The 19,601-nt window shown below is 41.3% G+C and carries 22 protein-coding genes; 3 read left to right on the top strand and 19 right to left on the bottom strand.

Annotated features, from left to right (window positions below):
• Positions 1 to 43: 43 nt before the first annotated feature.
• Together ACJAZP_RS14795 and prfC are read right to left on the bottom strand one after the other, a co-directional pair.
• Positions 44 to 817 (bottom strand): TatD family hydrolase, encoded by a 774-nt coding sequence (locus ACJAZP_RS14795; protein WP_415231515.1) that lies wholly within the window; start codon positions 815 to 817, stop codon positions 44 to 46.
• 165 nt (positions 818 to 982) lie between these two features.
• Positions 983 to 2,569: a peptide chain release factor 3 gene (prfC, locus tag ACJAZP_RS14790; RefSeq protein ID WP_415231514.1), complete on the bottom strand. Its 1,587-nt coding sequence runs from the start codon at positions 2,567 to 2,569 to the stop codon at positions 983 to 985.
• A gap of 306 nt (positions 2,570 to 2,875) precedes the next feature.
• Between prfC and ACJAZP_RS14785 the strand changes: the two genes are divergently transcribed.
• Positions 2,876 to 3,241: a hypothetical protein gene (locus ACJAZP_RS14785; protein WP_415231513.1), complete on the top strand. Its 366-nt coding sequence runs from the start codon at positions 2,876 to 2,878 to the stop codon at positions 3,239 to 3,241.
• Between the two features lie 327 nt (positions 3,242 to 3,568).
• The gene (locus tag ACJAZP_RS14780; protein ID WP_415231512.1) at positions 3,569 to 3,940 is read left to right on the top strand and encodes an RNA recognition motif domain-containing protein; all 372 of its coding nucleotides are present in this window, start codon (positions 3,569 to 3,571) and stop codon (positions 3,938 to 3,940) included.
• 161 nt (positions 3,941 to 4,101) lie between these two features.
• On the opposite strand, the gene ACJAZP_RS14775 is transcribed toward ACJAZP_RS14780, so the two are convergent.
• The 10 genes from ACJAZP_RS14775 to ACJAZP_RS14730 form a co-directional block, all read right to left on the bottom strand.
• Positions 4,102 to 5,061 (bottom strand): DHH family phosphoesterase, encoded by a 960-nt coding sequence (locus ACJAZP_RS14775; protein ID WP_415231511.1) that lies wholly within the window; start codon positions 5,059 to 5,061, stop codon positions 4,102 to 4,104.
• Between the two features lie 74 nt (positions 5,062 to 5,135).
• A complete protein-coding gene (cysC, locus tag ACJAZP_RS14770) occupies positions 5,136 to 5,768 on the bottom strand; it encodes an adenylyl-sulfate kinase (protein WP_415231510.1) in 633 nt (210 codons plus the stop codon).
• Positions 5,769 to 5,845: 77 nt separating this feature from the next.
• Positions 5,846 to 7,573, bottom strand: coding sequence for an SLC13 family permease (locus ACJAZP_RS14765; RefSeq protein ID WP_415231509.1), 1,728 nt, complete (start codon positions 7,571 to 7,573; stop codon positions 5,846 to 5,848).
• 186 nt (positions 7,574 to 7,759) lie between these two features.
• Entirely contained in the window at positions 7,760 to 9,169 is a 1,410-nt protein-coding gene (gene cysN / locus ACJAZP_RS14760; RefSeq protein ID WP_415231508.1) for a sulfate adenylyltransferase subunit CysN, read from the bottom strand.
• Positions 9,170 to 9,218: 49 nt separating this feature from the next.
• Positions 9,219 to 9,566 (bottom strand): four helix bundle protein, encoded by a 348-nt coding sequence (locus tag ACJAZP_RS14755; protein ID WP_415231507.1) that lies wholly within the window; start codon positions 9,564 to 9,566, stop codon positions 9,219 to 9,221.
• A 115-nt stretch (positions 9,567 to 9,681) separates the two neighbouring features.
• The gene (gene cysD / locus ACJAZP_RS14750; RefSeq protein ID WP_415231506.1) at positions 9,682 to 10,590 is read right to left on the bottom strand and encodes a sulfate adenylyltransferase subunit CysD; all 909 of its coding nucleotides are present in this window, start codon (positions 10,588 to 10,590) and stop codon (positions 9,682 to 9,684) included.
• Between the two features lie 183 nt (positions 10,591 to 10,773).
• Positions 10,774 to 11,151 (bottom strand): hypothetical protein, encoded by a 378-nt coding sequence (locus tag ACJAZP_RS14745; RefSeq protein ID WP_415231505.1) that lies wholly within the window; start codon positions 11,149 to 11,151, stop codon positions 10,774 to 10,776.
• Between the two features lie 142 nt (positions 11,152 to 11,293).
• Positions 11,294 to 12,523: a cystathionine gamma-synthase family protein gene (locus tag ACJAZP_RS14740; RefSeq protein ID WP_415231504.1), complete on the bottom strand. Its 1,230-nt coding sequence runs from the start codon at positions 12,521 to 12,523 to the stop codon at positions 11,294 to 11,296.
• Between the two features lie 539 nt (positions 12,524 to 13,062).
• Positions 13,063 to 13,647: a dCTP deaminase gene (gene dcd / locus ACJAZP_RS14735; RefSeq protein WP_415231503.1), complete on the bottom strand. Its 585-nt coding sequence runs from the start codon at positions 13,645 to 13,647 to the stop codon at positions 13,063 to 13,065.
• A 154-nt stretch (positions 13,648 to 13,801) separates the two neighbouring features.
• Positions 13,802 to 14,008: a cold-shock protein gene (locus ACJAZP_RS14730; protein ID WP_372881855.1), complete on the bottom strand. Its 207-nt coding sequence runs from the start codon at positions 14,006 to 14,008 to the stop codon at positions 13,802 to 13,804.
• Positions 14,009 to 14,322: 314 nt separating this feature from the next.
• On the opposite strand from ACJAZP_RS14730, the gene ACJAZP_RS14725 reads away from it, so the two are divergent.
• Positions 14,323 to 14,787 (top strand): YaiI/YqxD family protein, encoded by a 465-nt coding sequence (locus ACJAZP_RS14725; protein ID WP_415231502.1) that lies wholly within the window; start codon positions 14,323 to 14,325, stop codon positions 14,785 to 14,787.
• A gap of 74 nt (positions 14,788 to 14,861) precedes the next feature.
• On the opposite strand, the gene nqrM is transcribed toward ACJAZP_RS14725, so the two are convergent.
• The 7 genes from nqrM to ACJAZP_RS14690 all read right to left on the bottom strand — a co-directional run.
• Entirely contained in the window at positions 14,862 to 15,086 is a 225-nt protein-coding gene (nqrM, locus tag ACJAZP_RS14720) for a (Na+)-NQR maturation NqrM (protein ID WP_415231501.1), read from the bottom strand.
• Positions 15,083 to 16,123 carry an FAD:protein FMN transferase gene (locus ACJAZP_RS14715; protein ID WP_415231500.1) on the bottom strand — a complete coding sequence of 347 codons (1,041 nt, stop codon included), beginning with the start codon at positions 16,121 to 16,123 and terminating at the stop codon, positions 15,083 to 15,085. Before ACJAZP_RS14715 ends, nqrM begins: the two co-directional genes overlap by 4 nt.
• A 5-nt stretch (positions 16,124 to 16,128) precedes the next feature.
• On the bottom strand, positions 16,129 to 17,352 hold the full coding sequence (gene nqrF, locus ACJAZP_RS14710; RefSeq protein ID WP_415231499.1) for an NADH:ubiquinone reductase (Na(+)-transporting) subunit F: 1,224 nt from the start codon (positions 17,350 to 17,352) through the stop codon (positions 16,129 to 16,131).
• Positions 17,353 to 17,402: 50 nt separating this feature from the next.
• Positions 17,403 to 18,011 (bottom strand): NADH:ubiquinone reductase (Na(+)-transporting) subunit E, encoded by a 609-nt coding sequence (nqrE, locus tag ACJAZP_RS14705; protein ID WP_415231498.1) that lies wholly within the window; start codon positions 18,009 to 18,011, stop codon positions 17,403 to 17,405.
• A 5-nt stretch (positions 18,012 to 18,016) separates the two neighbouring features.
• Entirely contained in the window at positions 18,017 to 18,649 is a 633-nt protein-coding gene (locus tag ACJAZP_RS14700; protein WP_415231497.1) for an NADH:ubiquinone reductase (Na(+)-transporting) subunit D, read from the bottom strand.
• Positions 18,642 to 19,427, bottom strand: coding sequence for a Na(+)-translocating NADH-quinone reductase subunit C (locus ACJAZP_RS14695; RefSeq protein WP_415231496.1), 786 nt, complete (start codon positions 19,425 to 19,427; stop codon positions 18,642 to 18,644). Before ACJAZP_RS14695 ends, ACJAZP_RS14700 begins: the two co-directional genes overlap by 8 nt.
• On the bottom strand, positions 19,420 to 19,601 hold a 182-nt coding region (locus ACJAZP_RS14690; protein WP_415231495.1), incomplete at its 5' end, for an RnfABCDGE type electron transport complex subunit D. The genes ACJAZP_RS14690 and ACJAZP_RS14695, both read right to left, overlap by 8 nt.

Here is a 19,601-nt window from a genome sequence, read left to right as displayed (position 1 = left end):
TGTACTATCGGGATAAGCGCTCATTTTACGGTAATTTTCAGCTTTAGTCATTGCCTAAAGAAAATAATGAACGAGTATTTGCATAAAGTTGCGAGGCTAAACATTTTTTTGATTCGCTCCGTAAGCTAGCTAACGCTTCAAAGATATGCAACAAATTAAGCGGTGTATTATTAGCTTGCTGTTGCTGGTAGAGAGGCATATCGGGCGCATCTGTCTCTAAAACTAATGACTCAAGCGGCAATCGTGAGATAGTTTCTCGCGTGGTCAGTGAATTTGGATAGGTTATCACCCCGCCAACCCCAATTTTAAAGCCTAATTTAATAAAATCTAAAGCCACCTCGTAACTACCTGAAAAGGCATGATAAACCCCTCCCTGAGTAAAGTTTAACTGGCGTAAGATCTCCAACACCCGGCCCTGTTTTTTAACAACGTGTAAAATAACCGGTAAACCAAGTTGATCCGCTATTTTTAACTGCTCTGTGAAAATAGGCTCTTGAATCTGGATCGCTGTTTTAGAAAATTTGTCTAAGCCAATTTCTCCCAGTGCAACACACTGCGCATTTTTGTTCTCAAGCAGTGTTTGTAAATATTGCAAATCACCAGGCTTAAAATGATCGAGAAAATGCGGATGATACCCTAATGCATAATACAAATTAGGGTGGCTTTCACACAATTCATTTATCTGCCGCCATTGCGCCCTATGGGTCGCCGGAATAATCAGTTTTGTAATATTATTTTGTTGTAATTGTTGCAGCAACATTTCGCGTTCAATATCAAAACAGGCAAAGTTCAGATGGCAGTGACTATCTATAAACATGGAGTCTCATCGATGAAAATAAATTCATATTATAGGCAGTAAATTAAATAAGGGAAAGGAAGACATAAACGCAGCGCTTAGGCTTATGTCTGTAGTATCAAAACTATCTTCAGATGCTTTGTAAAGGCAGATTCAAATAACCCTGCCCCTGAGAAGCGAAGTGAATTAATGCTCGCGGGTTTTTCTAAAGCGAACAGACGGATAGCGTTCGATAGCGAGATTGAGATTAACCATAGTCGGCGCAATATAAGTCAGATTATTACTGCCGTCTAAGGCTAAATTATCGTAAGCTTTTTGCTCAAATTCAGCCATTTTAAGCGGGTTGTCACTTTCAACCCACAGGGCCGTTGCAACATGAATAGCCTCATAAATAGCATCGACTTTGTATTCAGATTTTAAACGTTGTACGACCACTTCAAATTGAAGCACACCAACAGCACCGACGATTAAATCATTACTGCGCAGTGGCCTGAAAACTTGTACTGCACCTTCTTCAGAAAGTTGCATCAAGCCTTTCAGCAGCTGTTTTTGTTTGAGCGGATCGGTCAAACGAATACGACGGAACATTTCTGGTGCAAAGTTAGGAATACCGGAGAATTTAAGCGTTTCGCCGCTAGTGAATGTATCACCAATTTGAATGGTACCGTGGTTGTGTAAACCGATAATATCACCGGAATATGCCTCTTCGGTCGCGGTTCTATCACCCGCCATAAAAGTAACCGCATCGGAAATGCTAACCATTTTACCGGTACGGACATGATGCATTTTCATGCCTTTTTCATATTTTCCTGAACAAACACGCATAAAAGCAATCCTATCACGATGTTTAGGATCCATATTTGCTTGAATTTTAAAAATAAACCCGGAAAAATCATTTTCAATGGGCTCAACAATACGCTGTTTTGCTTCACGATATAATGGTTTTGGCGCCCACTCAACAAGGCCATCAAGAAAATGGTCAACACCAAAGTTACCCAGTGCAGTACCAAAATAAACGGGAGTTAATTCACCCTTTAAAAACAGCTCATGGTCAAATTTATTAGAAGCACCTAAAACCAATTCCAACTCTTCACGCAGGTCGTGAATATGATTAGGTAAAATACTTTCAAGCTCTGGATTATCCAGCCCTTTAATAGTACGCACCTCTTGAATAGTGTGCCCCTGACCCGATGAATAAAGTATAACTTCATCATTTAACAGGTTATAAATGCCTTTAAATTCTTTGCCCATGCCAATAGGCCAGGTAATAGGCGCACAGGCAATATTTAAGACAGCTTCAACTTCATCCATCAAATCAACCGGATCGCGTGTTTCACGGTCACACTTATTCATAAATGTAATAATCGGTGTATCACGTAAACGGGTGACTTCCATTAATTTAATAGTACGCTGCTCAACACCTTTTGCTGCATCAATAACCATTAAACAGGAATCAACAGCAGTTAAAGTACGGTAAGTATCTTCCGAGAAATCTTCATGCCCCGGAGTATCTAATAAATTAACTAATCTGTCTTTATAGGGGAATTGCATTACCGAGGTAGTGATAGAGATACCGCGATCTTTTTCCATCTCCATCCAATCGGATTTTGCATGCTGACCTGATTTTTTCCCCTTAACGGTACCCGCTTTTTGTAACGCGTTGCCGAATAATAAGACTTTTTCAGTGATCGTTGTTTTACCCGCATCGGGGTGAGAGATGATTGCAAATGTTCTTCTCTTTTGTACATTCTCTATAATGTCTTTACTTGTCATTCTTTAGTATCTCTAATTTTGTGCACAAGCCTGCACACAATAATTTTTAAAAGGATTCATAAATATATTTTCGCGATTATAGCAAATTCAACTAAGTAATTCATTTAATATCAGCAATCGCAACCTATAGAATATAAGCGTTTTTCATTTTAGACCGAAGCCTGTTTCCCATCCGCTTCGAATCTCACTTTCGTTCCTATCAACAACGCTCAATTGAAATTAGTCTTCCCATAAATAGGGTCGAAAAAGGATGTGCTAATATATTAATAGGCAATTTGTAATCACCTCAATTGTAATCGATGCACTATGAAACAAGTCATTGCATTTTTTATTTTTCTGCTGATCTCTTTAAATACTCAGGCACAGGGAAATTCAAGCTTTAACAGTGAAATTGGGCATTTTGCCGGCGGTGCTGTTTCCGCCGGTATTACCGTGGTTATAGTCGATAGATATGTTCCTGAGCAAAATAGCGCCTGGGTGGAATTCGCAATCAATAGCGCGGTATATTCATTAATTGAATACCGTCAGTATCAGTTAGGTGACAATTCGGCAAGTGATGCTGGATGCCTCATCACATATGTTGGTGCTGCCATAGGTGCTTATTCCACGGGTAAATACATTGTTAGCCCCACTGTCGCATTAGAAGCGAATAACAGTGTACTCTGGAATTAATATTGCAATGAATGTTTAAATTCAGCCCCAGATAATGATAGATATTGCTTTTATGCTGTCTGGCAAAACCTGTTTTTTATTGAGAATAATCTAACCACTGCAAGCTGCAAAACAGTCTCGCCTGAAATGTATAAAATTTTTCCGTCAATTATCGAAATTTCCGTCAATTATCAAAAGAGAGCAAGGCTTTTAATCACCCACAATAGGCCGATCAATAGAATCCTTTAAAATCTGTTTTTATTCACTCGGTGAATAACAGGCAGAAATAAAGATAAATACCTGCTAAAATAACCTACTCAAAATTATTTAATGCAAAAATGGTGAACCATGAAAATATTAGTACGTAACCTTGCTACGGCAACCACTGAAGAAAAACTAAAAAGCTTATTTGTAGAATATGGCACCGTGCAGTCTTGCAGCTTAGTACTTGATAAAGCGACAGGAAAATCAAAAGGTTTTGGTTTTGTCGAGATGCCTAAAGTTGGCGAAGCAAAAGCTGCGATGAAAACATTAAACGGTTATAAATTAGCGGGTAATTTTATTCGCGTAAAAAAAGCAGAGCCTAAAACAGAAGCGGTTGAAGATACTACAGCAGCAGAGCAGAATACGGTACCTACTGCCGCCACAGCGGAAAAGACCCAAAAAGACGAAAGCAATAAAACCAATTATTATGGCAAAATAAAAAAATCAGACGATTAATTTTAACTTGCACAAATAAATAATAAATCGTCTGCGCTAAAAGACGGTAAGGCACGAAGGCGTCAAGGCGCTTTCCAGCTTTAAGGCATTTCAGCCCTCCGACCTTGTTTCAACTTTCCAGCCTGTTTTATCCTTGCAGTCCTTCAGCCTTGTTTTCAACGTTAAAGTTGATAAAAACTTTCAACGCTATCAATAAATGAGTTCAATTTATCCTTAGGCAGTTTATTAATCCCAGCGGCAGCAGCACGTCCGCCTCCGGTGACAAATTGACTGCAGAGTTCACCCGCCCCCTGTTTATTGCTCAGCGGTGCGCGTAATGAAAGCAAATAACTGCCATCGGCATTTTCGGTTAATACGGCATGAGCAGAATCGGGATCTTGATTTGCAAGTAAATTGCCATATACCCCACCAATACGGCGCGCCCATGCGGCATTAGGCAAAAGATAAACAGACAGCAGCGCACTGCTATGTTTTGCCTTTATTGCCAATGCCTCGGTCATATCCGATTGATAGGCCTGCTGCAATTGTTTAAAGGGTGAGGCCTTATCGGCAATAACATCCAGCGGAGACGGGTATTTCAGCAGTGACCGATACAAACTTGCCGGATCAAAATGAAGATCATCGATCTTCGCACCATAACCGTTGTAATTAATTAGAGTACCAAGCTCTTTAAGCAGCTCAGCCTGAACTTTAGTCAATCCTGCATTCGCCGCTAACTGATTAGCCTTGCTTATTAAGTTATCCCCGTAAGCGGCTGTAATCGCCCACGCGTGAAACTGTCCATCAAGTAATTTATCAATAATCAAAGCGGTACAGGTATCAGCGTCTAAATCGATATTGGCCTGTAAGTTTTCATGCACAGGAATTTCACCCGAGCGATGATGATCGGCATAAAAAACTCGAGCGCCATTCGATAAAGCGCGCTTTACCCCCTCGATATTTTTTTCCATCGAGATATCAAGCACGGTTAACTGTTCACCGGCAGCAGGATCAACCTGCGCAACAAGATTTATATCGCGCTTAACCCCGGTTATTAACTTATTTTCCTGCGGAAAGGCCAGACGCAATTGTAATAAAGCGATAATGCCATCCGCATCACCATTAAAAACATCGTAATTCATAATAATCCTTAAAAACAAGCTATCAGTTATCAGCTGACGACTAACGACTGACAGCTGGCGACTGACGGCCGCTCTCAAATATACTGCTGCTGTTTTAGATACTGTACAACTTGTTGTGCACATTCTTCTATAGATAGATCAGCGGTTTTAACAATCACTTCTGCTGATATTGGTGCCTCATAAGCCGAGTCTATGCCGGTGAAATTTTTAATTTCGCCAGCGCGCGCTTTTTGATACAGCCCTTTCGGATCACGCTGTTCGCAAACGGCTAGCGGGGTATCGATAAACACTTCAATAAACTCCCCTTCCGCCAGCAGATCACGCACCATTTGCCGATCCGCATTAAAAGGCGAAATAAAAGCACTGGACACCAGTAAACCGGCATCCACAAATAATTTAGAAACCTCTCCAATACGGCGGATATTTTCGACACGCCCCTCATCGGAGAAACCCAAATCACCATTTAAACCATGACGAATATTATCACCGTCTAACACATAGGTTTTAGCACCCAATTCATGGAGCATATAATCCACCGCATTGGCAACGGTCGATTTACCCGACCCGCTTAACCCGGTAAACCATAAGACCGCTGGTTTATGACCGTTTAATTTAACACGCGCATCATGCGAAACCGCGGTCTGATGCCAAACAACATCCGATGACTTATCGCCATCCACTTCTTTATTAATATAGGGGGTAGACATAAAATTCCTTAAAATATTAGCATTCGGCTGACGGCTATCGGCTGACAGCTGAAAGCCGATAACTGACAGCTATTTCTTCATAATCCAAAAACCAGAGTAATCGCTGTGACAGCAACAACCCCATAAATAATACTAATAGGTAAGCCAATCTTTACAAAATCACTTAACTTGTATTGCCCGGCATTAAATACCATCAGGTTAGTCTGATAACCGTAGGGGCTGACAAAACTGCCGCTGGCACCAAAGGCGACGGCCATAATAAAGGCCATCGGGTTAGCATCCAGAGTGACCGCCAGTCCATAGGCGATGGGAAATATCAGCGCGGCTGCGGCATTATTGGTGACCAGTTCAGTTAACCACCAGGTTAATATATAGATAATAACCAGCGCATAAAAGGGTGATAGGGTAAGCGCATAACTGTCCACCAAAAGAGCAAATCCCTCCAGTAAACCACTATTATTGAATGAATAAGAAAGTACTAAAGCAGAAGAGATAATTAACCACAGCTCAACGGGCAACCTGCGCAATAACTCACCTGGCGTAACACTGTTGGTCAGCAGCAATAATCCGAGTAAAACGATCAAACCTTTAAACAGCGTAAAAAGACCTAATGCCGAGCCGAGAATAGCAACAAAAAAACCTAAGGTGGCCAGTAGTGCCTTGCCTCCGCTAAGCATTGAATCAAGTTCAACACCGCTGACGACAATAAAGTTTTTACTGATATTACGCCGTGATTTAAAATCTTCACCAACCGCTAAGACCAGATAATCCCCGGATCTTAAAGCAACCTCACCGAGCTTGCCGGATAAATTTTCACCATCGCGCTTAATGGCCACCACGGCCGCATCAAACAAAGCACGAAATCCGGCTTTTTTTAAGGATTTTCCCAGTAAAACGCTTTCAGGACGGATCACCACTTCAGTGAGATTATCCAGTAATAACCCCTGATGATTGGCAAAAATAGACAAACCATCAAATTGCTCTAATTGCTTAACTTTGGTCACATCACCACTAAAAATTAAACGGTCATTTGCCTGCAGTACTTCGCTCGGCGACACCGGGCTAAGCAGATGTTGTCCGCGCGCAATCTCAACCAAAAATAACGATTGCAACTGGCGTAAACCATTTTCCTCAATAGTTTTACCCGTTAAGGTCGATTTTTCACTTACTTTCGCATCGATAAAGTAAGTTTGTATTACTTCAGAATTAACATGATGATCAGGTAAAAAGCGCGATAAAAACCATAACGCCAAGCCACAGGTAATCACCAGACAGGATCCGACCAGGGTAAAATCAAAGAAAGAAAGGGAAGGTAATCCGGCGCCCAACACCAAACTATTAACAATTAAGTTAGTAGAAGTACCAACCAGCGTCAGCGTGCCGCCCAAAATAGCCGCATAGGAAAGCGGCAGCAGTAGTTTACTGCCGGCATGGTAAGGATTATTGCGGATCGGCGCCAACATAGTAGAGACGACCGCGGTATTATTTAATAAGGCAGAAGATAAAACCGTAAAACTGAACAGATGGAGAAAGGTCTTGCCGTAGCTTTTATGAATGACCTTAGTGGCAATCATCCTTAAAAACCGGGTTTTTTCAAGGGCAAGCGAACATACCAGCAACAGTATTAAGGTCAGCAATCCCTGATTAGAAAAGCTCGACACAACCTGCTCAGTACTCACCATATTTGAGACAAATAAAATCAACAGCGAAATACCAAAAACAAGCGCAGGTCGCTGCTGAAATTTAATCAAGCCAATAATCGTTCCGATAAAAACAGATAAAACGAAATAAGAGTCAATAGTCATAAAAATCAGCCATCAGCTATCGGTCATCAGCCGACAGCACAAAGCCGACAACTGATGGCATTTAAAAATATCTTTAACTTCCCAATGAGGCTAATGCTTTCAGACTAGGTCATTAAACTCGAAAATCAGCTAACAGCTGACGGCTGAAAACAGACAGCTGACAGCCGACGACTGAAAGCCATACAATCAGCCTTTCAGAATATCCTTCGCTTCCCAATGAGGGTAATGTTTTCGAACAAGGGCATTAAATTCAACTTCAAAGGGGCTGAATGTCTGCTCTTTTTTAGCAAGTGCCTCAACCGAGCCGCGAATCATGCCTGCGCCGACTGTTGCATTGGTGAGCCGATCAATCATAATAAAGGCACCCGTGGCACGATTTTCACTGTAACTGTCAAAATGTACTGCTTCAGCAACCTCAAAATTACAGCTGCCGATTTCATTTAATGCCAGCTGATTTGCCTCACACTTCTCCATGGTATTCACATCAACTTTATTATTGATAGCAACGACTGAACCAAAAGTAGAGTGCGTGCCCGCTTTAATAATATATTCACGGTCAACGTTTAATACTTCTTCAGTCATCCACACCACATCGGCGACAAAGTGTTTGCTCGACTCTGGTTTTTCATGCGGACGAACAATCATATCACCGCGGCTGATATCAATTTCATCTTCCAACGTCAGGGTAATAGCCATGCCCGAAAAGGCACTTTGCAGATCCCCGTCAAACGTAACAATAGATTTAACTTTACTCTGTTTACCCGAGGGTAATGCCTGAATCGTATCACCAACACGAATTTCACCAGAAGCTACCGTACCGCAGAAACCGCGAAAATCTAAATTCGGACGATTAACATATTGCACCGCCATGCGGAATTTATCGTTGGTATCGGTCTCAATTTTAATTGTATTAAGCAGACGTAATAAAGGTGAACCCGGGTACCAGGACATGTGCTCACTTTCATTAACAACATTGTCGCCTTTTAATGCCGAGATAGGCACAAAACGGATATCAGCAATATTTAACTGCTTAGCAAATTCACGGTAATCCGCTTTAATTTGTTTATAAACAGCCTGATCGTAATCAACGGCATCCATTTTATTGACCGCAACCACCACATGTTTAATACCTAACAGAGAGCAGATATAAGAGTGACGACGCGTTTGCACCTGCACACCATGTCGCGCATCAATCAAAATAATGGCTAAATCACAGGTCGACGCACCCGTTGCCATATTACGTGTATACTGCTCATGCCCTGGGGTATCAGCAATAATAAATTTACGCTGATCCGTGGCAAAGTAACGATAAGCAACATCAATGGTAATGCCCTGCTCACGTTCAGACTGCAGACCATCAACCAATAATGCTAAATCGAAATCTTCATTGGTGGTATTAAACTTTTTAGAATCTTTTTCAATGGCCGCCATCTGATCATCAAAAATCATTTTGCTATCAAATAACAAGCGACCGATCAAAGTAGATTTACCATCATCCACGCTACCACAGGTGATAAAACGCATAAGATCTTTGTTTTCATGAACGCGCAGATATTCTTCGATATCAGTCGCAAGTAAGTTTGAATCGTTTGACATAACAAATCCTTTAAGCTTTTAGCTGTCAGCGCTCAGCTGTCAGATAAAGCTATTCGTTTGACTCTACTGCTTTAATTAAACCGGTTATCATCATCGAAATGTGATGTGTTTGTTCTAACCAATTTTTACCTTCAGTAGAGGATAAATAACCAATATCAATACCAATATAAATTTGAGTTCTCGCTTCAGCCATTGACGAGCGAGCAATCTCCAAAAAACGGCATTTTTCTTTTTTACTACTACGCGTCATGCCTTCAGCTATATTACTTGGTACAGATAAACCTGAACGAGTAAGCTGTTCTCTAAAACCATAATCTTTTAAACCTGCGGTACCTTTATATAATTCGGCAGATAAACGTGCTGACTTTTTCCAAACTTCTAGTTTTTCAAAATTCATAATCATTCCTAAATTAAAAAATCATTTCAAAATAAGGAGCAAAATCTACGTGTGACTATTGTTTTACAGACCGCAGAAAGCTGAAGACCGACAGCTATTTCTAAGCGCGGAGCGCTTAGAAATATCCCTCCATCTTTTTCTTTTCCATCGAACCGGCGGAGTCATTATCAATCACTCGGCCCTGGCGCTCGGAGGTTGTGGTTAACAGCATTTCCTGAATGATTTCAGGGAGCGTTGTTGCTTGAGATTCAATCGCACCGGTTAACGGGTAACAACCGAGTGTACGGAAACGGACCATCTTCATTTCCGGTACTTCACCTTCTTTTAACGGCATACGTTCATCATCGACCATAATAAGCGCGCCATCGCGTTCAACAACCGGGCGTTTTGCGGCAAAGTACAAAGGCACCATCTCGATATCTTCCTGGTAGATATACTGCCAGATATCCAGCTCAGTCCAGTTTGACAGAGGGAAAACACGAATACTTTCACCGCGGTCCACTTTAGCGTTAAAAATGTTCCATAATTCAGGACGTTGATTTTTTGGATCCCAGCGATGATTTTTATCACGGAAAGAATAAACACGCTCTTTGGCGCGAGATTTCTCTTCGTCACGGCGTGCGCCACCAAAGGCCGCATCAAAACCGTATTTATCCAGAGCCTGCTTTAAGCCTTCGGTTTTCATGATATCCGTATGTTTAGCACTGCCGTGCTCAAAAGGACTGATCCCCATTGCCATGCCGCGCGGATTTTTATGAATCAGTAAATCAAAATCATATTTTTTTGCTAGGTTATCACGAAATTCAATCATCTCTTTGAATTTCCAGTTGGTATCAACATGCATTAACGGAAATGGAATTTTACCAGGGTAAAAGGCTTTACGCGCTAAGTGCAGTAATACTGAAGAATCTTTACCGACAGAATACAGCATCACCGGATTATCAAATTCAGCCGCAACTTCACGCATAATTTGAATTGATTCAGCCTCAAGCGCCTTGAGGTGAGTTAATCTATTTTTGTTCATGATATTCCTTCGGGTTAACACTATGTGATTTTATGCATGACACATTATGCATCAATGCATTCCGATAATTAAGAGATAAAAAGTTATAAGTAATAAGTGAACATTCTGGATGGCTACCGGCCGGGGACTTACGTCTCCCCCCCCCTCTGAATGAAGTCAAATTGAAGCTGCAGCAGGCATAAATTACATTTTAGTCGTATTTTTTTCTGCTGCCATTTTCTGCTCCTGCATTTTTCTCGATAAACCATCAAAACGGCTTAGGCAGAGTAGGGTTATGCTGTCTTTATCTATTTGATCAAGCTTAATGGCCGTTTTTTGCTGCTCAGTAAATATAACTTGCACGCCCCCTATATAAAGCAGTTTACCGGCACGCAAACTATCGTTATACATGTCGTTGTAATAATGAAACATAGCCGGATCATTACGGTCTTCTGCAACATCGCTACATAGCTGGTAGTTAGCTAGCGCACGACCGGTTAGTTTTAACTGCTGATCACTGAGCGGTTTTGCATTGACCGACAAAGAAATCAACAAAAAAACAGTTAAGGTCAGTATTTTCATCCTACCCCCTGAAGAAAAAAAGACCGGGTCTTTACGGTCAGTTGTAAAACGAATTGATATTTTTAAATGCAGAAACGCGCCATAGCACGGCGCGCTTGAAGTGGTTGTTTAAAAAAAGATCGTAATTTTAATCAGATGACGGTTAAGCCAGTGCCTGCTCGAAATCGGCTATTAAGTCGGCGGTGTTTTCGATACCGATGGAACAACGAACCATGGTTTCACTGATGCCCATTTTCTGACGGATCGCAAGTCCCATCTCATGAAAAATTGTCGGAGCAACCGGTAAAGCGAGGGTACGGTTATCACCAAGGTGGGTTGCGCTAATCACCAGTTTTAGTTTATTTAATAATTCACAACAGTCTTCGCCTGCAATAAGATCAAAACTTAACATTGCACCAAAATCTTTAAATAAACGTTTCGCTACTTGGTGCTGAGGGTGATTTTTTAAACCCGGATAATAGACCTTGGCAACCTTAGGGTGCTGTTCTAAAAATTCAGCTAATACGGCTGCATTTTCACACTGGCGCTGCATACGCAGCTCCATTGTTTCACTGCCGACGGAAATAAGGTGTGCGGTTTGTGAACTGATACAAGCCCCCATATCTCTTAAGCCTTTTTTCTTTATTTGGCTCATGCCCCACATTTTGCTGTCACCCGTGCGGTAAGCTTCGAAAATATTCGGGTAAGTTGCCCAATCAAATAATCCGGTGTCGGTGACCGAGCCACCCAAGGCATTACCATGTCCGGCAACATATTTAGAAAGAGAAGTAATAATCAGGCTTGCTTTGACTTTTGTCGCATCAAAGAGGTAACTTGAGGTCAATGTATTATCTACAACATACACTAAATTTTCTGTTTCACAAAAATCACCAATCTCATCCAAGGCACTAATTTGAGTCGCCGGATTAGCGATGGTTTCGACAAAAACCATCCGTGTATTGGGTTGCTGTGCGGCTTTTACTTGTTCAATATCAGTTGCGTCTACAAAAGTAACTTCAATGCCATAACCTTCAAGCGTGCCAATCATGCTCTTGGTATTGCCAAATAGATAATGGCTGCAAATAAGGTGATCACCGTTTTTTAACAGGGTTAAAAACGCGGTAACTATCGCGGACATGCCGCATGAAAAAACCAGCGTTGCTATGCCATTATCCATCTGTTTGATTTTATGCTGCAAGGCATCAATAGTAGGTGTAGATGAGCGCGAGTAAGCATGACCCGGCTTTATACCTTGGAAAACATCAATTAAACCCTGCACATCGGCGAAACCATAGGGAACAGAATTATGGATGGGAGCATGTATCGCACCATGCTCTAACTCCAGCAGATGGTCCGAATGCACTATTTTTGTTGTAAATCCTTGCTCTGACATCAAAATTCCTTGGTGATATGATTAAATTCAACGGTGTGGGTATTATACAGAGATAGGCAACTAAGTTAAAATCCATCTATAGAGCATTTTGGTCTTTTTTAGTCAATTATACCCAAATCGTTTGAAGGTGCAGCAATCAGCAAGACAATAAAGGTGATACTGCGGACAGAAAGTGGATGATCTGATGATTTTAAATCACAGCCTTTGAGCAGCGCTGAGCCTGGTTTATCGCTTTGCCCTTCGCAAAAAACCGATTAATAAATTAATCGGTTTTTTGTGAGATAACGTTATTAAACGGACGGGTATCATACCAAATGCATTAAATATGTGAGCTTGTATTGCGCAGGAAAAATCAACACTAGCAAGGCATGAGTTGCAGGAAGTAGTTATTCTTCTTTCACAAAATCGTATGGAACGATTTTGAACAGCTTTAGCTGGCCACGAAGTGGTGAAGAACTGGACCTTCTGAATAAGGCTCATAACGCCGATAGGGTAGATTTTAACCAGCAAGGCTGATCACTTATTTGATGCGTTTGGTATTAGCTATCCTGATTAATTCGGCTGGCGACGGGCCCCTGCTGAACTTGGTATTTAGCATCAACCCGTTTGTTATAGGGTCTGGCTGCAGGCGCTGATAACACTTCAAAATTTAAAGCGCCAATGGTCATTTCAGGCCGTAATGCCAGAGGTAATTTCCCACTGTTATAAAACTCTAAAACAATTTTCCCTGACCAGCCCGGATCAATTCGATGAGCCGTAACATGTACCATCAGCCCCAGACGCGCCAATGAAGAACGGCCATCCAACCAGCCAACAACGTCGGCCGGTAAAGTCACATTTTCATAGGTCACTGCTAATGCAAGCTCTCCCGGATGCAGGAAAAACGCTTCGTTTTCTGCAATGATAATGGGTTCACTCATCACTTTTTCAAGTGCGCAAGTCACTTCTTCTTTTGGGCCCGAAAGATCAATATATGGTGTTGTATGTTCTCTAAAGACTCTGAATTCATTACCCAAACGGATATCGACGCTAACACCTGAAATTGCAGATTGCGGTGGCCGTGGAGTGATCACAATTTTTCCGGCATCTAAATATTCTTCAATATGAGTATCACACAAACGCATTTAATTTATTCCTTAGCGGGTCAGTATTGTAGAAGCGATTATACACACTTCAGTAAACAGATTATATTTTCTTACGGGCATAAAAAAAGGCAAGTCAATGACTCACCTTATTATTCAAATAGAAGGAACTAATTAAAGTTCGATCGAAGCAATATTAAAGAGCTACGATGTTTTCTGCTTGAGGGCCTTTTTGACCTTGAGTAACAGTAAACTGTACTTTTTGGCCTTCAGTTAAAGTTTTGAAGCCTGTGCTTGAGATAGCGCTGAAATGAGCGAATACGTCAGGACCATTTTCTTGCTCGATGAAACCAAAACCTTTAGATTCGTTGAACCATTTTACTGTACCAGTAGTTGTAGACATAATTGTAACCTATTTAATTTAGAGTAATTCAACCTTGTGTTCAAGGCAGTTTGCTAGAAGTGTTGCTATTACTTATGAAGTATAGGATTCGGTACATAATACGGAACATCGAACATAAATATAAAACGAACTTACAAGCTGCACTAATTATATATGTCTTCTAATGGTAGTCAACTGCTATTTAGCAAAAAACTAACATGAATTCAGAATCAACTTTAAATCAATATCGATACATTATATTACTTGTTTTTTTATCAATGTAGTCTACGAGAAGTTTTTTGTTATAGTAGCATTATTTTTAATAAGGATTATTAATGACCATATGGATTGATGCAGATGCTTGCCCGGTACCGGTAAGAGAGATGGTATTGCGAGCTGGTCAGCGAACGGCCACTGAATTGGTTTTTGTTGCTAATTCACCTTTACCTATTCCTAGACGGAATTTGGTCAAAACCGTGCAGGTCCCTCAGGGATTTGATGTGGCAGATAACTATATTAGCAAATATGCTCTGGTGAATGATCTGGTGATCACACAGGATATACCGCTGGCTGCTGAAATTGTTGAGAAAGGGATAACAGCACTTAATCCCAGAGGAGAGCTTTATACGCAGGCAAACATTCGCCAGCGTCTGGCAATGCGTAATTTATCGGAAGAGTTAAGAAGCATGGGGCAGATCAGCGGCGGTCACGGTAAGTTTGGAGACAAAGAAAAGCAAAACTTTGCTAACGCTTTGGACAGTTGGTTGCAAAAATCTAAAAACAAACAATCAAACTGCTAAGTTCGGCTGTTTGTTCAGTAAGAGGGGCAAACTGCCCCGCTCTTATTATTGCCGGTTATGGTTAAAGCCAAACGCTATATGATACGCAGCTCTGCTGTTAATTTATCAGTTCGAAGCTGCTGTGCATCTTTCTCTTTGCGATTATCACAAGGCTCCGGGCAGTCGCACTCTTTGTCGATTCCAACGGTGGCGAGTCCACCACAACTTCCGCCAATGGTTTTTTTATCAAAAATGTAACCTATTGCCATGCCCATCACAACCAGTAAAAAAACCGTAAAGGTTGCCAAAAAATAAATCATTTTTTCTCCTCAATAAAAAAAGGTACAAACTCAGAACTATAAGATTCGGTAACATTATCACCTTCTTTAACCAGCAAATAAACGGCTAAATTGTATTTTTCCGCAAAAGCTAATCCAGACTCTGGCCCAAGTACCGTTATTGCGGTCGCTAAACCATCTGCTATCATACTGCTTTTGTTTATAACAGTCACCGATACCAGCTTGTGGCTAATTGGTTTGCCGGTCTTTGGATCGATAGTGTGCGAGTAACGTATGCCATCAGACTCAAAATAGTTACGGTAATCACCCGAGGTTGCTATCGCATTATCCCCAACATTTATTATCCGTTGTACACTTTGACCCGCGACGGGTCGCTCAATAGCGACTATCCAGGGTTTATTTTGAGGTTTTTCCCCTTTCAAGCTTAATTCACCACCAATATCAACCAGGTAATTATTAAGACCAATTTCCCGCAGATACTCGGCAATAACATCCACACCATAACCTTTAGCGATGGCTGATAAGTCCACGTACAACTCGGGAATTGCTTTATAAAGTGTATTGCCTTTAACACTCAAATAGCGGCTGCCGACTATTTTTTGTTTTTCGGCAATCAATTGTGCTGAGGGAATTTTATCGGCTTTTTTGTCCGGACCAAAGCCCCACAAATTAACCAGTGGTCCGACGGTCACATCAAAGGCCCCATTGCTCTGCTTAAATAATGTTAACGATGCTTCAATCACCTTGCGCGTTGCCGCAGACACCTCTAAGGATTTTTCCGCTTTATTAAAACGGGATAATTCAGAATTCGGACGATAGGTCGACATTTGATCGTTAACTAATTCCAATCGTCGATCAATTTCAGATTTTATCGTTTTAAGCAAAAATCGACTGTCGTCCTGCTGCTTCGCATTTAACACATATTTGACCTGATAATATGTGCCCATGGTATTACCCTGTACCTCTACAAGTACAAGCTGCGGGCCAACTTTAGCGCATGACGAAAGAAAAAAGGCCAGCCCGATTAAGGCCAGCCAGTGTGATAAAGATTTAACCATTAAAATTAACCGCCAAAATCATCAAGTAAGATATTTTCGTCTTCAACGCCTAAATCCTTAAGCATCGCAATAACAGCTGCATTCATCACTGGTGGACCACACATGTAGTACTCACAATCTTCCGGTGCTTCATGGTCTTTTAAGTAGTTTTCAAACAACACATTATGAATAAAACCAGTATAACCGTCCCAGTTGTCTTCTTTTTGCGGATCACTTAAGGCCACATGCCACTGGAAATTCTCATTTTCAGCTGCAATGCTATCAAAATCTTCTACGTAGAACATTTCTCGTTTAGAACGTGCACCGTACCAGAAACTGACTTTACGCTTGGTTTTTAGACGACCGAACTGATCGAAAATATGTGAACGCATGGGTGCCATTCCGGCACCGCCACCGATAAAGACCATTTCATTTTCACTCTCTTTAGCAAAAAACTCACCAAATGGGCCGGAAATAGTGACCTTATCACCCGCTTTTAAGCTGAAAATGTACGATGACATTTTACCGCAAGGTAATGATAAATCTCTTGGTGGTGGTGTTGCTATGCGAACATTGAGCATGATTATGCCGGCTTCATCGGGATAGTTTGCCATCGAATAAGCACGAATGGTCTCATCATCAACCTTTGATTCCAGTTTAAAGAAACCAAAATGCTCCCAGTCGCCGCGATATTGTTCTTCTATATCAAAATCACTGAATTTCACATGATGAGCAGGTGCTTCAATCTGAATATAACCACCCGCTTTAAATGGAACAGTCTCACCGTCAGGTATTTGTAATTTAAGCTCTTTGATAAAAGTGGCCTGATTATCATTAGAGATAACAGTACATTCCCATTTCTTCACACCAAAAATTTCTTCGGGTAATTCAATGTTCATGTTTTCTTTAACACTGACCTGACAAGCTAAACGTTCACCTTCTTTTGCCTGCAATTTATTAATATGATTTAACTCAGTGGGAAGGATATCTCCTCCGCCTGAGTTAACTTTAACGCGACATTGACCACATGTACCACCACCACCACAGGCAGAAGAGATAAAGATTCCTGAATTTGCCAGAGCCCCCAGCAGTTTCCCGCCAGCTTCAGTAATAACCGTTTTATCCGTGTCATCATTAATAGATATTTCAATATCGCCTGTGCTTACCAACTTTGCTTTAGCCGCCAAAATAATCACGACTAAGGCTAAAACAATAATGGTAAACATGGCTACGCCGAGAAATATTTCCATCGACTTTTTCCTTGTTTTAAGAGGGGCGAACCCCTCGATATGTTAAACGATTACAGCTGGATACCGGAGAAAGACATAAAAGCTATTGCCATTAGTCCAGCCGTTATGAAAGTGATACCCAATCCTCGTAACCCTGCTGGTACGTCTGAATATTTCATTTTTTCACGGATAGCCGCTAACAAAACAATAGCCAACATCCAACCAACACCACTACCAATACCGTAAACAACTGATTCTATCAGGTCATATTCGCGTTGTACCATAAAGGCTACACCACCAAAAATGGCACAGTTAACGGTAATAAGCGGCAGGTAAATACCGAGCGCCTGATACAAAGCCGGAAAGTATTTATCTAATACCATTTCCAGAATTTGTACCAATGCCGCGATCACACCGATAAAGGTAATGAAACCTAAAAAGCTAAGATCAGCGGCGGGTAAACCGGCCCAGGCGAGAGCACCTGGCGCGAGTAGTTTAAAGTAGATAATCTGGTTAACTGGTACTGAAATACCCAGCACAACAATAACCGCGACACCTAAGCCCATCGAGGTTTTAACTTTCTTGGAAACCGCAAGGAAGGTACACATGCCTAAAAAGAAAGCCAGTGCCATATTTTCCATGAAAATAGAACGCACAAATATACTAAGATAATGTTCCATTTAAGTTACTCCTTAGGCTCGACTTGGTCTGGTCTGACAGTACGGACAGCCCAGATAATTCCACCAACAATAAAGAAAGCACTGGGCGCTAATAGCAACAAACCATTACTTTGATACCAACCGCCATTCGAGGTTAGCGGTAAGATTTCGATGCCATATAAAGAACCGGAACCAAACAACTCACGAAAAGCGCCAACAAGAACAAGAATCAAGCCATAACCCAAACCATTTCCTACGCCATCCATAAAGCTTGCGATGGGTTTATTCTTCATCGCGAACGCTTCTGCCCGCCCCATTACAATACAGTTAGTAATGATTAAACCCACATAAACCGATAATTGTTTAGAGACCGAAAATGCATATGCTCTTAAGAATTGGTCAACAACAATTACTAAAGACGCAATAATGGTCATCTGCACAATAATACGTACACTATTGGGAATATGATTACGAATCATAGAGATAAAAAAGTTAGAAAATGCAGTTACAAAAAGCACTGCAAGCGTCATTACCACGGCGTTTTCTAATTTACTTGTTACGGCCAACGCCGAGCAAATCCCAAGAACCTGTAAGGTAATGGGGTTATTACTTATTATTGGCGAGGTTAAAACCGCCTTTATTTCATTAGATTTAGCCATTTGTTAGCGCTCCTTGGCGAAATTTATTAAGAAATGGACCAAAACCCTGCTCTCCGAACCAAAAAGTAAAAGTATTTTGAACACCGGCACTGGTTAATGTCGCCCCTGACAAAGCATCGATTTCATGCTTGGAATCTGCTGCAACTTCTCCTTTTACCACTTTAATTGCAGGGTTCCACTGAGCATCAAATAGCTCTTTCCCCGGCCAAAGTTTGACCCAGCGCGGATTTTCAACTTCTCCACCTAATCCCGGTGTTTCCCCCTGTTCATAATAAGTTATGGCTTCAATAGTATTACCATCTGTTTTTAGAGCAACAAAAGCATACATAGTTGACCATAAACCTGCTCCATGGACAGGCAGAATAAGACGCTGCAATTTACCCTGGTCATCGGAAACAAGGTAAACAGTGGCTAAATCAGCCACGCGGCCAATGCTTGCAACATTTTCTTCAGGACTGAGTTTGCTACTTCGCTTAGGATCCTTCGCCGCTTTGCGCTGATCATAATCAGTGATCTCAGCAGCAGTGACATCTTGAGCAAAGTTACCTGTACTTAAATCAACTAAACGCGTCTCTATGTTAGAAGAAAATATTTCTTTATTTGACTTATCCGTTTGTAAACCAGCGACAGCAAGAATATTATTCTGTTTATCTTTCGCTTTATTCGCTAATTGCGTTTCGCGAAGACCAACAGCAGATCCTGCAACAATGATTGAACAAACCAAACAGACCGCCAGCACAACCCCTATCGTTTTACCGAATGTTTCTTTATTAGACATTACGCGCTAACCTCCGTTTGATATTCCCTTGCACCACAAAATAATCGAATAGTGGCGCAAATAAATTGGCGAATAAAATTGCCAGCATAATACCTTCAGGGAAAGCTGGATTGACGACACGAATTAAAACTGTCATCAAACCTATCAATATGCCGTACAACCATTTACCTTTAT

Source organism: Psychromonas sp. (assembly GCF_047632955.1).
Taxonomy (GTDB): Bacteria; Pseudomonadota; Gammaproteobacteria; order Enterobacterales; family Psychromonadaceae; genus Psychromonas.
This window is presented reverse-complemented; position numbering and strand designations above follow the sequence as displayed.

Bases quoted from the DNA above. Each gene is read 5' to 3' on its own strand.
- ACJAZP_RS14795 (WP_415231515.1), bottom strand. From the start codon at position 817: ATGTTTATAGATAGTCACTGCCATCTGAACTTTGCCTGTTTTGATATT.
- prfC (WP_415231514.1), bottom strand. From the start codon at position 2,569: ATGACAAGTAAAGACATTATAGAGAATGTACAAAAGAGAAGAACATTT.
- ACJAZP_RS14785 (WP_415231513.1), top strand. From the start codon at position 2,876: ATGAAACAAGTCATTGCATTTTTTATTTTTCTGCTGATCTCTTTAAAT.
- ACJAZP_RS14780 (WP_415231512.1), top strand. From the start codon at position 3,569: ATGAAAATATTAGTACGTAACCTTGCTACGGCAACCACTGAAGAAAAA.
- ACJAZP_RS14775 (WP_415231511.1), bottom strand. From the start codon at position 5,061: ATGAATTACGATGTTTTTAATGGTGATGCGGATGGCATTATCGCTTTA.
- cysC (WP_415231510.1), bottom strand. From the start codon at position 5,768: ATGTCTACCCCCTATATTAATAAAGAAGTGGATGGCGATAAGTCATCG.
- ACJAZP_RS14765 (WP_415231509.1), bottom strand. From the start codon at position 7,573: ATGACTATTGACTCTTATTTCGTTTTATCTGTTTTTATCGGAACGATT.
- cysN (WP_415231508.1), bottom strand. From the start codon at position 9,169: ATGTCAAACGATTCAAACTTACTTGCGACTGATATCGAAGAATATCTG.
- ACJAZP_RS14755 (WP_415231507.1), bottom strand. From the start codon at position 9,566: ATGAATTTTGAAAAACTAGAAGTTTGGAAAAAGTCAGCACGTTTATCT.
- cysD (WP_415231506.1), bottom strand. From the start codon at position 10,590: ATGAACAAAAATAGATTAACTCACCTCAAGGCGCTTGAGGCTGAATCA.
- ACJAZP_RS14745 (WP_415231505.1), bottom strand. From the start codon at position 11,151: ATGAAAATACTGACCTTAACTGTTTTTTTGTTGATTTCTTTGTCGGTC.
- ACJAZP_RS14740 (WP_415231504.1), bottom strand. From the start codon at position 12,523: ATGTCAGAGCAAGGATTTACAACAAAAATAGTGCATTCGGACCATCTG.
- dcd (WP_415231503.1), bottom strand. From the start codon at position 13,647: ATGCGTTTGTGTGATACTCATATTGAAGAATATTTAGATGCCGGAAAA.
- ACJAZP_RS14730 (WP_372881855.1), bottom strand. From the start codon at position 14,008: ATGTCTACAACTACTGGTACAGTAAAATGGTTCAACGAATCTAAAGGT.
- ACJAZP_RS14725 (WP_415231502.1), top strand. From the start codon at position 14,323: ATGACCATATGGATTGATGCAGATGCTTGCCCGGTACCGGTAAGAGAG.
- nqrM (WP_415231501.1), bottom strand. From the start codon at position 15,086: ATGATTTATTTTTTGGCAACCTTTACGGTTTTTTTACTGGTTGTGATG.
- ACJAZP_RS14715 (WP_415231500.1), bottom strand. From the start codon at position 16,123: ATGGTTAAATCTTTATCACACTGGCTGGCCTTAATCGGGCTGGCCTTT.
- nqrF (WP_415231499.1), bottom strand. From the start codon at position 17,352: ATGGAAATATTTCTCGGCGTAGCCATGTTTACCATTATTGTTTTAGCC.
- nqrE (WP_415231498.1), bottom strand. From the start codon at position 18,011: ATGGAACATTATCTTAGTATATTTGTGCGTTCTATTTTCATGGAAAAT.
- ACJAZP_RS14700 (WP_415231497.1), bottom strand. From the start codon at position 18,649: ATGGCTAAATCTAATGAAATAAAGGCGGTTTTAACCTCGCCAATAATA.
- ACJAZP_RS14695 (WP_415231496.1), bottom strand. From the start codon at position 19,427: ATGTCTAATAAAGAAACATTCGGTAAAACGATAGGGGTTGTGCTGGCG.